13 protein-coding genes are annotated in these 12,353 nt (G+C 45.8%); 6 read left to right on the forward strand and 7 right to left on the reverse strand.

From position 1 onward, the window contains the following. Positions 1–2 precede the first annotated feature (2 nt). Genes A8O14_RS00810 through rpe form a run of 3 tightly spaced genes read right to left on the reverse strand, consistent with a single transcriptional unit; the run spans position 3 to position 2,783 of the window. Positions 3–569 carry an anthranilate synthase component II gene (locus tag A8O14_RS00810; RefSeq protein WP_068947770.1) on the reverse strand — a complete coding sequence of 189 codons (567 nt, stop codon included), beginning with the start codon at positions 567–569 and terminating at the stop codon, positions 3–5. Then, positions 553–2,058 carry an anthranilate synthase component I gene (trpE, locus tag A8O14_RS00815; RefSeq protein ID WP_068947771.1) on the reverse strand — a complete coding sequence of 502 codons (1,506 nt, stop codon included), beginning with the start codon at positions 2,056–2,058 and terminating at the stop codon, positions 553–555. The genes A8O14_RS00810 and trpE overlap by 17 nt, the downstream gene beginning before the upstream one ends. After that, positions 2,058–2,783, reverse strand: coding sequence for a ribulose-phosphate 3-epimerase (gene rpe / locus A8O14_RS00820; protein WP_068947772.1), 726 nt, complete (start codon positions 2,781–2,783; stop codon positions 2,058–2,060). Before rpe ends, trpE begins: the two co-directional genes overlap by 1 nt. A 49-nt stretch (positions 2,784–2,832) precedes the next feature. Here rpe and apaG point away from each other — a divergent pair, with 49 nt between their 5' ends. From apaG to A8O14_RS00835, 3 genes are all read left to right on the forward strand, one after another. After that, positions 2,833–3,207 carry a Co2+/Mg2+ efflux protein ApaG gene (gene apaG / locus A8O14_RS00825; RefSeq protein WP_068947773.1) on the forward strand — a complete coding sequence of 125 codons (375 nt, stop codon included), beginning with the start codon at positions 2,833–2,835 and terminating at the stop codon, positions 3,205–3,207. Positions 3,208–3,342: 135 nt separating this feature from the next. After that, on the forward strand, positions 3,343–4,473 hold the full coding sequence (gene mltA / locus A8O14_RS00830) for a murein transglycosylase A (protein WP_068947774.1): 1,131 nt from the start codon (positions 3,343–3,345) through the stop codon (positions 4,471–4,473). Positions 4,474–4,498: 25 nt separating this feature from the next. Continuing rightward, positions 4,499–5,275: an enoyl-CoA hydratase gene (locus A8O14_RS00835; protein WP_068947775.1), complete on the forward strand. Its 777-nt coding sequence runs from the start codon at positions 4,499–4,501 to the stop codon at positions 5,273–5,275. A 13-nt stretch (positions 5,276–5,288) separates the two neighbouring features. On the opposite strand, the gene A8O14_RS00840 is transcribed toward A8O14_RS00835, so the two are convergent. From A8O14_RS00840 to bioA, 4 genes are all read right to left on the reverse strand, one after another. Further along, complete coding sequence (locus A8O14_RS00840) at positions 5,289–6,485, reverse strand: M20 aminoacylase family protein (protein WP_068947776.1); 1,197 nt, start codon at positions 6,483–6,485, stop codon at positions 5,289–5,291. Positions 6,486–6,565: 80 nt separating this feature from the next. Then, on the reverse strand, positions 6,566–7,285 hold the full coding sequence (gene bioD, locus A8O14_RS00845) for a dethiobiotin synthase (protein ID WP_068947777.1): 720 nt from the start codon (positions 7,283–7,285) through the stop codon (positions 6,566–6,568). Beyond that, the gene (locus A8O14_RS00850; RefSeq protein WP_068947778.1) at positions 7,285–8,517 is read right to left on the reverse strand and encodes an aminotransferase class I/II-fold pyridoxal phosphate-dependent enzyme; all 1,233 of its coding nucleotides are present in this window, start codon (positions 8,515–8,517) and stop codon (positions 7,285–7,287) included. Before A8O14_RS00850 ends, bioD begins: the two co-directional genes overlap by 1 nt. Next, on the reverse strand, positions 8,510–9,859 hold the full coding sequence (gene bioA, locus A8O14_RS00855) for an adenosylmethionine--8-amino-7-oxononanoate transaminase (RefSeq protein WP_068947779.1): 1,350 nt from the start codon (positions 9,857–9,859) through the stop codon (positions 8,510–8,512). Before bioA ends, A8O14_RS00850 begins: the two co-directional genes overlap by 8 nt. Positions 9,860–9,948: 89 nt before the next feature. Between bioA and bioB the strand changes: the two genes are divergently transcribed. The 3 genes from bioB to mraZ all read left to right on the forward strand — a co-directional run bounded on the left by bioB (position 9,949) and on the right by mraZ (position 12,350). Next, complete coding sequence (gene bioB / locus A8O14_RS00860) at positions 9,949–10,986, forward strand: biotin synthase BioB (protein ID WP_082913059.1); 1,038 nt, start codon at positions 9,949–9,951, stop codon at positions 10,984–10,986. Between the two features lie 10 nt (positions 10,987–10,996). Continuing rightward, a complete protein-coding gene (gene coq7 / locus A8O14_RS00865; RefSeq protein ID WP_082913060.1) occupies positions 10,997–11,626 on the forward strand; it encodes a 2-polyprenyl-3-methyl-6-methoxy-1,4-benzoquinone monooxygenase in 630 nt (209 codons plus the stop codon). 295 nt (positions 11,627–11,921) lie between these two features. Continuing rightward, positions 11,922–12,350: a division/cell wall cluster transcriptional repressor MraZ gene (gene mraZ, locus A8O14_RS00870; RefSeq protein ID WP_068949647.1), complete on the forward strand. Its 429-nt coding sequence runs from the start codon at positions 11,922–11,924 to the stop codon at positions 12,348–12,350. Positions 12,351–12,353: the final 3 nt, after the last annotated feature.

Below are 12,353 nucleotides of genomic sequence, written 5' to 3' on the forward strand. Positions count from 1 at the left end.
TATTATTGATTTTGTAAAAAATTCTTGAGCAGGGCATGACCATGCTCAGAAAGAATGGATTCTGGGTGGAATTGAACACCTTCAACTGCGAACTCTTTATGACGCACACCCATTATTTCACCATCGGAAGATGTCGCGGTCACTTCTAAGCATGCTGGCAAAGAGTTTTTCTCAATTGCCAAAGAGTGATAACGAGTGACCTTAAATGGATCTGGAATATTTTTGAAGACACCGACACCAGTGTGATGAATGCTGTCAGTTTTGCCGTGCATCACTTTCTGGGCACGAATAACTTTACCGCCAAAGGCTTCGCCGATTGCTTGGTGGCCCAAGCACACACCTAAGATTGGAATCTTTCCTGCATATTGCTTGATGGTCTCTACAGAGATGCCTGCTTCGGCTGGGCTGCACGGGCCTGGAGAGATGCAAATACGTGCAGGATGAAGTTTTGCAATTTCCCCAACTGCAATTTCATCATTACGAAATACTTTGACCTCTTCACCTAGCTCTGCAAAGTACTGTACGAGGTTATAGGTAAATGAGTCGTAGTTATCAATCATTAGGAGCATCAAGTCCTCCTTGTACTAAATCAGCTGCTGTTAGGACTGCGCGCGCTTTTGCTTCAGTTTCCTTCCATTCTGCTGTTGGGTCTGAGTCTGCAACAACGCCAGCACCCGCTTGTGAATGTAGTATGCCGTTGCGTATGACGCCTGTGCGAATTGCAATCGCCACATCCATATCACCCGAGAATGAGAGATAACCAACTGCACCACCATAAACTCCCCGTTTCACAATTTCCATTTCATCAATGATTTCCATCGCCCGAATCTTTGGTGCTCCTGAAAGAGTGCCTGCAGGGAAAGTTGCGCGCAAGACATCCATATTGCTCATATTGTCCAAGAGATCGCCTTCTACAGAGCTCACAATATGCTGAACGTGAGAATATTTCTCAATCGACATAGAGTCAGTCACTTTGACGGAGCCAGTTTTAGCAATACGACCTACATCATTGCGAGCGAGGTCAATCAGCATGACGTGTTCAGCAATTTCTTTTGGGTCAGCTAAGAGTTCTTTAGCTAAACGCTCATCTTCTTCTAAATTAGCGCCACGAGGGCGGGTGCCAGCAAGCGGGCGAATAGTCACAATCTTCTCGGCAGCACGCTTTTCTTGGCGAACTAAGATTTCTGGGGAAGAGCCAACGATTTGCAGGTCACCAAAATCATAGAAATACATATAAGGTGATGGATTTAGTGAGCGCAAGGCTCTATACAGGGCTAGCGGTGAATCAGTGAATGGCTTGCTAATCCTTTGACCGATAACTACCTGCATGCAATCACCTGCCAAAATATATTCTTTGGTTCTGCGAACGGCATCTTCAAAGTCAGCCGCTTTAAATTTACGGATCAACTCAGTTTTTGTACTAGCCAAAGAAGGTGGCATGCTCACTTGTTGGTTAAGGCAGCCCAACAATTCTTTTAAGTGTGCTTGTGCCTTTTCAAAGCTATCGGCAATGCTTGGATCGGCATAGACGATGAAATAAATTTTGCCGGCGACGTTATCAATGACTGCCAACTCTTCAGTTAGCATGAGTTGAATATCGGGAACACCCAATTCATCTGGCAAGTTATGTTTAGCAAGACGTGATTCGATATAGCGAACTGTGTCATATCCAAAGTAACCTGCTAGACCGCCACAAAAGCGTGGCAGGCCAGCTTGCACTGCAACTTTAAAGCGCTTGAAATACGCATCGACAAAATCAAGCGGATTATCAGTGTTGGTCTCAACTACTTTGTCATCCGTAACCACTTCGTTAATAGGCTTCGATGGTGTGCCTACCGTACGAACGATAGTCTTAGCAGGCAGGCCAATAAAGGAGAATCGACCAAAACGCTCCCCTCCCAAAACTGACTCAAGAAGGTAGGTATTTTTCTTGCCAAATGTTTGACTCAATTTGACGTAGAGCGAAAGTGGCGTTTCTAAATCAGCCAAGACCTCTTTGACTAGAGGAATACGATTGAAACCCTGCTTTGCTAGGGCATTAAATTCTTCACGCAGCATTAGGCTTTTCCTGACTTTCCTAACTCTGTACGCATGGCATCAATGACTTGCTTGTAATCCTCTTTTCCAAAAATAGCTGAGCCTGCAACAAATGTATCTGCGCCTGCTTGCGCTACCTGAGCGATGTTGTCGACTTTAATTCCGCCATCTACTTCAAGGTGAATATGGCGGCCGGTCTCAGCTTCATAACGATCTAGGCGTGCACGCACTTGAGCAATCTTTTGCAGAGTGCTTGGGATAAACGATTGACCACCAAAGCCAGGGTTAACCGACATTAGCAAGACTAAGTCGAGCAACTCAAGCGTGTGATCTAGGTGATCAAGTGGTGTTGCGGGATTGAATACGAGTCCGGCCTGACATCCTTGATCACGAATTAAATTTAGTGTGCGATTCACATGAGGACTTGCTTCGGGATGAAAGCTAATGAGATCGGCACCTGCTTTTGCAAAATCGGGAACGATACGATCAACCGGTTCAATCATTAAGTGGACATCAATGACTGCAGGCTTGCCATTTTTGTTGGCGTAAGGACGAATAGCCTCACACACTAAAGGGCCAATAGTGAGGTTAGGAACGTAATGGTTATCCATCACATCAAAGTGAATCCAGTCGGCACCAGCGACTAAAACATCTTGTACTTCCTTGCCTAGGCAAGCAAAGTCGGCCGACAAAATAGAGGGAGCGATCAGAAATTGACGATGAGATGGGTTTTTTTGGCTTTCCATCCCTAGATTCTAGCTTGCAGTTGGCCTTGGGATGGAGCAGAATTCGAGCATGAATCCCCATGAAATCAGCATTACGGTCAAGACCCAGTACCTTCCGGACCAATCTGACCCAGATAACCGCCAATTTGCCTTTGCCTATACGGTCACCATCCGCAATGCCGGGTCGGCCAGTATTCAGCTGATTGCCCGTCATTGGTTCATTACCGACGGGGATAATGATGTTCAGGAGGTACGAGGTCTAGGTGTTGTTGGCCAGCAGCCTTTATTGCGTTCTGGCGAGCATTTTGAGTACACCAGTTGGGCTACGCTACCAACCCCTGCTGGAACCATGCGAGGCGAGTATTTTTGCGTGACCGAAGATGCCCAGTTCTTTCAAGCCCCAATTCCAGAGTTTGTTTTAGTAATGCCACGTACTCTGCATTGAGAGCTTACCTAAGCAGCAGAAAATTATTTCTTACCTTTGCCAGTCCACAGGACAATGAATAATAAAAGTCCTAAGGCAATAGCGCCTTCAAGAACAAACAGGAGCATCGGGTATTCATCGAGTAAATTGGCGATCATGATTTCAAAAATTAAATTGTTCCAAGCAAGTGTATTCGCTATTGTGATTACAAGTTTAATTGTTGGGTGCTCAACGCCGCCAACTCGTGGAACAGGATATCGATCTGGCGGTTCAGGCGCTGCGCCCTCAACCTATAGCTCACCCATTGCCAGTTTTAGTGCTGTTTCATGGCAAGCCTTACCTGGCTGGCAAGAGGATGATTTATCGCAAGCTTGGCCAGCTTGGCTCAAGAGTTGTAATGCTTTGAGTAAGCGTGCTGGCGAAGTCAATTGGCGTCAGGTTTGCGCACAAACTACTGGCGTATCAAATCATGATAGCCAGGCAATTCGTCGTTATTTTGAAAATTACTTCCAAGCTTATGAAATTCGCAATAGCTCTGGAATTGAGGCTGGCATGATCACGGGTTACTACGAGCCGGTGATGAATGGATCACAAACACGAACTAGTATTTATAACGTGCCACTCTATGGCTACCCTAATGCTTGGAAAAAATCTAAACCCAATCCAGCGCCAACTCGAGCAGAACTAATAAGCTCTGGAATATTAAAGGGATCTGAGATTGCTTGGGTGCAAGATCCAGTTGCCGCTGCGTTTATGCAAATTCAAGGATCAGGGAAGATTCGCCTTGAAGATGGCCGTGTTTTGCGCTTGGGTTATGCCGGCACTAATGATCAGCCTTTCAAATCTTTTGCACAATGGTTGCTTGATCGAAAAGAAATTACCCGCAGTGAGGCCACAATGCAGGGCATCTCACAATGGGCTAAGCGCAATCCTGATCGTGTAAATGAAATGCTTAATGCCAATCCACGCTTTGTCTTTTTTAAAGAGTTATCGGGTAATGTGGAGGCAGATTTGGGACCCACAGGAGCTTTAGGTGTTCCTTTAACTGCTGAGCGGAGTATTGCTGTCGATCTTCAGGCTATGCCTCTCGGCGCACCCGTATTTTTGGCTACTACCAAGCCCTTAAGCAATCAAGCGCTACAAAAGCTGGTAATGGCACAGGACACTGGAAAGGCAATTGTCGGCGGTGTCAGAGCTGATTACTATTGGGGATCGGGTGAGGCTGCCGGAGAAATGGCAGGGCGTATGAAGCAAAATGGCAAGATGTGGTTATTGTTGCCCCGTTAATGAATGAGATATAAGAAAGAAAGCTATGAGCTACAAAACAATTTTGACTGAAGTGAATGGTAAGGTTGCCACGATCACTTTGAATCGTCCTGAGGTGCTCAACGCGCTCAATGATCAGCTAATGGATGAGTTAGGCGCGGCCCTGCTTACATTTGATGCTGATGACAATATTGGTTGCATCATCGTTACTGGAAGCGAGAAGGCGTTCGCTGCTGGCGCAGATATTGCATCTATGGCAAAGCGTAGCTTGCAAGATGTGTATCGCCATAACTTCATTTCCCGCAATTGGGAACATATGCAAAAAGTTCGTAAGCCTGTCATCGCTGCGGTATCGGGCTACGCTTTAGGTGGTGGTTGTGAGTTAGCTATGATGTGTGACACCATCATGGCGGCTGATAACGCCAAGTTTGCACAGCCAGAAATTAAGCTAGGAATCATTCCTGGTGCTGGTGGTACGCAACGTTTGCCGCGCGCAATATCGAAAGCTAAAGCAATGGACTTAGCATTGACTGGCCGTATGATGGATGCCGCTGAAGCTGAGCGCTCTGGCTTGGTAGCACGCGTATTTCCAAAAGCAGATTTGTTGAAGGAAGTGAAAGCAATTGCTAAAGACATCGCTGATATGCCTTTATTGACAACCATGATGGTGAAAGAGGCTGTGAATACTGCTTATGAAACCACGCTTTCACAAGGTATTCATTTTGAACGCCGCTTGTTCCATACTTGTTTTGGAACCAACGATCAGAAAGAGGGTATGGCAGCGTTTATTGAAAAACGCCCAGCCAAATTTACGAACTCTTAATGCGATTAATTGCTTAATTTTTTGCTAGGTAGCGTTGAGCTAGTTTGACCCAATAGCTCACGCCTACTGGAATCAAGGCGTCGTTGAAGTCGTAAGAAGGGTTATGGAGATGGCATGGTCCCATGCCATGACCTATCGACCGATGATCGCCATCTCCATTGCCCAAAAAGACATAACAACCAGGTTTCTCAAGCAGCATAAAAGCAAAATCCTCAGCGCCCATCGTTGGGTCGGTGGAGGTGTTTACATTTTGTTTACCAACCAGCTCGCTCATCACTTCGCTGGCAAACTCCACTTCTTTTTCATGATTGATGAGCGGTGGATAGTTTCTAGAAAAACTGATATCTGCTTTGCAATCAAATGCACCTGCAACGTTATGCGCAATTTCTCGTAGCCGTTGTTCGATTAAATCTAAAACCTCTAGCGTGAAAGTGCGCACGGTGCCGCCAATGAATGCACTATCAGGAATGACATTACTGGTTTCGCCAGTATGAAATTGAGTCACGGAGAGAACTGCCGCATCAACAGGCCGTTTATTACGAGTAATGATGCTTTGTAGCGCCAGTACTACCTGTGCTCCAGCAAGTACGGGATCGGCACTATTGTGAGGTAGGGCAGCGTGTCCGCCTCGACCGGTGATGGTGATTTCAAAAGCATTGCTTGATGCCATCATGGGGCCGGCGGTAACTCCGAAATGACCTTCGGCTAAACCGGGCCAGTTATGCAATCCAAATACAGCATCGCAGGGGAATTGCTCAAATAAGCCATCCTTGATCATTTCACGAGCGCCAGCGCCACCTTCTTCAGCGGGTTGGAAAATAAAAACCACCGAGCCTTTGAAGTCACGGTGATTAGATAAATACTGTGCCGCCCCTATGAGCATCGCAGTATGGCCATCATGGCCACAGGCATGCATCTTTCCAGGATTGCGGGAGGTATGCGAAAAGTTATTGTGTTCTTGTAGTGGTAGTGCATCCATATCGGCTCGCAAGCCAATCATTTTTCCTGGCCCCAACTCTCCATCTAAGCGGCCAACAACCCCAGTTTTTCCCATGCCTCGGAAAACGGTAATGCCCCAACTCGATAATGCTTCTGCAACGAGATCCGCTGTACGGTTCTCTTCAAAGCGCAATTCAGGGTGTGCATGAATATTGCGACGAATATCTCGAATTGCTTCGGCGGATTCAACTATTTCAGGAAGTAAATGCATTCCTTCATCTTATCTGAAACTTAGCCAAGAAGCACTCTAGAAGGGCTTGATAGGGCTATTACAGTTACTTAATACTGAATTTAAAGGCTGGGTAGGCGAATGTGCTGTGCAGCAAATGCCAGCGCTTCAATGCAATAGGGTCTGTTATCCGGCTTTTTAATTGCAGGTGGCAATTGAGGAATGGAGCCCAAAAAGGGCGCGTCTATTTTGGAGCGAAGCGTTTCAATATTCTCAGCTAATAACTGCATTTCAGAGGAGAGGGTATTTGCAATCCAGCCAGCCACTTTCAAATTGCGTGTCTTGAATGCTTCCATGCTGAGGAGGGCATGATTTATGCAGCCCAGTTTCATGCCCACTACCAGAATGATCGGCAGTTGAATTTGGTTTGCAAAATCACCTAAATTCTCCTGATTGTTGAGAGGCGTTAAAAACCCGCCCGCCCCTTCAACCACAATACAATCGCCTTGCTGTTGAATCTCGCTGTAAGCCTGTATCACAGTATTAAGCTCAAGGCGAATGCCTTTGGATTCGGCAACCAAATGAGGCGCGGCTGGCATATCTAAAACGTAAGGACACAGACTGGGTTGACCCGCAGTCAAGCCTAAAGCGAGGCGTAAGGTCTCTAAATCTTCATTGAGTAATTGACCTTCATCACTTTGGTAAGTGCCTGCAACTACAGGTTTGAAGCCCAATACTTTTTTGCCTTGTTCTCGTAGTTTGAGAATCAATGCACCGCTTACTAAAGTTTTTCCAACTTCAGTATCTGTGCCAGCAATAAAGAAACCAGTGTTTTTATACATTAACCATTTTTCTCGATGACATGTTGTTCAATCATCTGCAATGTATTGATGAGGGCGCGAAGGTCATCTTCGCTATGGTTTGCCGAAAATGTAATGCGTAGACGTGAACTGCCAACAGGAACAGTAGGAGGTCGAATGGCTGGAATCCAGTACCCCGCCTCATCTAACAACTGAGCTGTCAATAAGGCATTTGCATTACTACCCAGAATTAATGGCTGAATCGGCGTGCAGGAAGAAATCTTTTCCCATCTCGAGAAATGCATTTCTTGCTGCCAAATATCAATGAGTCGATGAAGGTGCGCACGACGCGCTTGGCCTTCGTCTGATTCAATGATCTCCAGACTCTTAAGTAAGGCATGTGCAATTGCGGGCGGGGTTGCTGTGCTGTAGATATAGGGACGCCCTTTTTGTACAAGCCACTCTATAAAAGTATCTTGGGCGCAGATAAATGCACCACTAACGCCTGCCGCTTTGCCTAATGTGCCGATATAAATGATGCGATCGGAAGAGATATTTTCCAACTCTAAGATTCCGTGACCTTGTTTTCCCAGAACGCCAAACCCATGCGCATCATCTACCAATAAGAGGGCATCGTATTCTTCGGCAATGGCTAGCAGCGTTTTGACGGGCGCTAGATCGCCATCCATACTAAAAACACCATCCACCACAATCAACTTGAGAGCACTAGTATCTTTTTTTAGCTTCTCGATCAATGCGTCGAGTTTTGTATGATCAAACAGAGTTACTGTTGCATGGGTTTGTGCACTCGCTAAACGAACACCATCGATCAATGAGGCGTGATTGAGTTTTGCAGAGTAAATGCTGGCATTATTTTGAGGGGCTAATCTCATCAAGCCAGTAATAGCAGTCAAGTTGGCTAGATAACCAGTGCTAAAAAATAATGCCCTGGCTTTGGGTATATGCCCATCCTGAAAAGAGGCTAGTCGTTTTTCTAGTAACTCATGCGCAATGCTGTGCCCGCTAATGAGGTGTGATGCTCCACTACCTACACCATATTTTTGTGCCCCCTCTGCTAAGGCTTTGGCAATTGTTGCATGGCTTGCCAGCCCAAGATAGTCATTACTACAAAAGGCCTTCAGCTCTCGATCGCCCACTACCGCCTTGGTATCACAGGGAGATGTCGTGATGCGTAGTTTACGCTTGAGTAATTGCTGATCTAGGTCTGCAATTTGCTCTTCCGCTAGCTTGAGTGCATTAAAAGTGCTAGCCATTGATGACCTGATTCAATGCACGTTGAACAGCTTGACCCATTTGCTCAGTCTCTTGCGCCGACAAAATATATGGTGGCATCACATAAATCGTATTGCCGATAGGCCGAATTAAAACACCTTCATTTAAGCACTTGGCAAACATTTCACGAGGGAACACATGGCTATTTTTTAGTGCTGATGATTTGACATCAAACGCCAAAATCATGCCTTGCTGGCGCCAATGGTCAATGCGTGTGTCTGATTTGGCCCATGCAAATGCTGTCGCTAAATTTTGTGAACGCGCAATGTTGTTTTCAAGTACTTTTTCTGCTTCAAAAATCTCAAGGCAAGCTAAGGCAGCTGCACAAGCTAATGGATTGCCGGTGTATGAATGTGAGTGCAAAAAACCATGTTGCGTTTGATCGCTATAAAAGGCGCGGTAAATTTTGTCGGTCGTCATGCAAAGAGAAAGCGGCAAATAACCACCGCTAATGCCCTTAGAAAGAGTGAGAAAGTCGGGCCAAATCCCTGCGTGTTCGCAAGCGAAGAACTTGCCACTACGCCCACAGCCCACGGCGATCTCATCGGCGATGAGGTGGATTTGATAACGATCACATAAGTCTCTAACAAGTCGTAAATACTCAGGTGAATGCATTGCCATTTGGCCGGCACATTGCACAAGCGGCTCAACAATCATTGCAGCAATATTTTTATGTTCTTTTGCGAATAACTGTTCCAGCGCATTTGCTGCTTCTCTTGCGACATCTTCCGCACTTTCACTAGCTTTTGCTTTGCGTGCGTCTGGAGATGTCACTGTGAAGACATCTTGCAAAAGCGATCCATAAGCTTCACGAAAAATAGCAACGTCTGTTACGGCAAGCGCGCCAAGCGTTTCTCCGTGGTAGCCGTTTTCAAGGCAGACAAATTTTTTCTTTTCTGGCTTGCTATTCAGTTGCCAAAAGTGATGACTCATCTTTAAAGCAATCTCAACCGCGGATGCACCATCAGATGCATAAAAAACATGACCTAAATTGCCATTGGTTAGTGCAGCCAGTTTTTCAGAAAGCTCCACCACCGGAGGATGTGTGAAACCAGCAAGCATGACATGCTCAATTCGCTCTAATTGCTGGGTAATTGCTTGATTAATTTTTGGATTGGAATGACCAAAGAGATTGGTCCACCATGAGCTAATGCAATCCAGAAGCGCATTTCCGTGTTCGTCGTAGAGCCAAGCCCCCTTACCTTTGGTGATGGCAACCAGTGGAAATGATTCATGGTGTTTCATCTGGGTGCAGGGGTGCCAAACAGCGGAAAGACTGCGATTGACAAGGGTGGCTTGATTTAGATCAGAAATAACCTTCATGTTTGATATTTGACCACTAGTTTTTCCTAATTCAGACCTGTATCTGTTATGTTTATGCCTTGGATTGACCTATTTTCTGGAATTTACCCATGCTGGACGCCCAAACCATAGAAAAACCCCTCACTCAAGTCAAATCGAAGGCTGATTTGCGCAAGGAGCTTGATGCGTCTGGTGCTTGGTCTGTAGCCCAAATAGAGGCTTTATTTGCCCTACCTTTCAATGAGTTGATGTTAAAAGCCCAAGAGACTCATAAGGCCTATTTCCCCGAAGGTGATGTGGAATTGGCTACCTTGTTGTCGATTAAGACCGGCGGCTGCCCTGAGGATTGTGGATATTGCCCCCAGGCTGCTCGCTATGACACTGACGTCAAAGCCGAAAAGTTGATGGGTCTCGAGGAAGTTTTAGAGGCTGCAAAAGCAGCTAAAGCAGCAGGCTCAAATCGTTTCTGTATGGGTGCTGCGTGGCGTGAGCCAAAAGACCGTGATATCGAAAAAGTCACTGCCATGATTAAGGGTGTTAAAGCTCTTGGTCTTGAGACCTGTGCGACCTTAGGAATGCTCGAAGAGGATCAAGCAAAAGCACTGTCCGATGCAGGCTTAGATTTTTATAACCATAACCTAGATACCAGCGAAGATTTTTATCGTTCAGTAATTTCTACTCGCGGTTATCAAGATCGCTTGGATACGATTTCTCATGTGCGTTCAGCTGGCATGTCAGTGTGTTGTGGTGGCATCGTTGGAATGGGTGAGTCACGTGAACAACGCGCAGCTTTTTTAGCTCGCTTAGCAAACTTAAGCCCTTATCCAGAGTCAGTCCCAATTAATCATTTGGTGCCTGTTGCTGGCACTCCATTGGCTGATCAAAAGCCTTTAGATCCACTTGAGTTTGTGAGAACAATTGCAGTTGCGCGCATCACAATGCCGAAGGCGCGCGTACGTTTATCTGCTGGTCGACAAGAGCTTGGCAGAGCTGTGCAAGCCATGTGTTTCTTAGCTGGCGCCAACTCAATTTTCTATGGTGAGCAACTACTCACTACCGGTAATCCCGAGGCAGAACAAGACCGCGCACTCTTATCTGAGTTAGGTTTGAAGACTAAGCAAAGCTGTAAGGCCGAGGTTTTAGTCTAAGTTTTTACTGATGTCACCCATTGATCGCCTGATTATTGAGTTTGATACTGCGCTTCGCTCGATTGTTGGCGGAGCAAATGCAGGTCGACCAACACCGGGGTCTGCAACATCGCCCAATCAATCTTTGGATGCGGCAGAACGTAAACATGCTGCAGGTCTAATGCGCGTTAATCACGTTGGTGAAGTTTGTGCGCAAGCACTCTATCAATCACAAAAATTAGTTGCACGAAATTCTCAAATTCAAGAGATGCTCAATCATGCTGCTCAAGAAGAGATGGATCACTTGGCATGGTGTGAAACGCGCCTTCAAGAACTGGGTTCTCACACGAGTTATCTCAATCCATTGTGGTACGCAGGATCTTTTGCAATTGGTTTGGTAGCAGGTTTAGCGGGTGATAAATGGAGCTTAGGTTTTGTTGTTGAAACTGAAAAGCAGGTCGAAAATCATCTCGAGAGTCATCTTGAAAAATTGCCGATAGAAGATCATCGTTCACGTGCCATTGTTGAGCAAATGCGCATCGATGAAATTGAGCATGGACAAGCAGCGCTACATGCTGGTGGAGCGACGTTACCCGAGCCAATTCAGAAGGTAATGCAGGCTATGTCTAAGGTCATGACAACTACTGCCTACAAGATTTAAGTTTTTAATTGGTGGCGCAGAAGTATTTGAGAATAATTTTTGGATTTATTTTTCAAATACTGTTTTTAAATACAGTATATTTAGACATTATCTAGCCCTATAGCTAAGATCTATTCTTAAGTATATTTTCCAAGCCATTGTTTCAAGTAGCTATTTTATTATCACCATTTTGTGAACATACGACGCTAAGTGTTTGTAAACACTAGAGAAATTCCCAAAAAAATACCCAAAAACACTTGACCCTCCTAGTGCGATCCTCTAAAGTGGGAGGAAGTGTGAAAAAGTGGGGTAAATGGTGTTTCAAGGCGCGTCAGCTCTCAATTTAGATGCAAAAGGTCGGATGTCCATTCCGGCAAAGCATCGTGACGCCCTGTTAGTTCAGGGTGAAGGCCGTGTCACGCTCACAAAACACCCCGATGGATGTCTGTTGCTGTTCCCAAGACCTGAGTGGGAAAGTTTTAGATCTAGAGTTGCGCAGCTTCCAATGGACGCCCATTGGTGGCGCAGAATTTTTCTTGGCAATGCTGCTGAGATAGATCTCGATAGCGCTGGCCGTGTTTTAGTAAGCCCAGAGTTACGTGCTGCAGCAGGAATAGAAAAAGAAGTGATCTTGTTAGGTATGGGTAGTCACTTGGAATTGTGGGACGCAGCTACATACGCTGCAAAAGAGCAGGCTGCGATTACGCAAGGCATGCCTGAAGCACTCAAGCAATTTAATTTTTGATGA

This window comes from Polynucleobacter wuianus (assembly GCF_001659725.1).
Lineage (GTDB): Bacteria > Pseudomonadota > Gammaproteobacteria > Burkholderiales > Burkholderiaceae > Polynucleobacter > Polynucleobacter wuianus.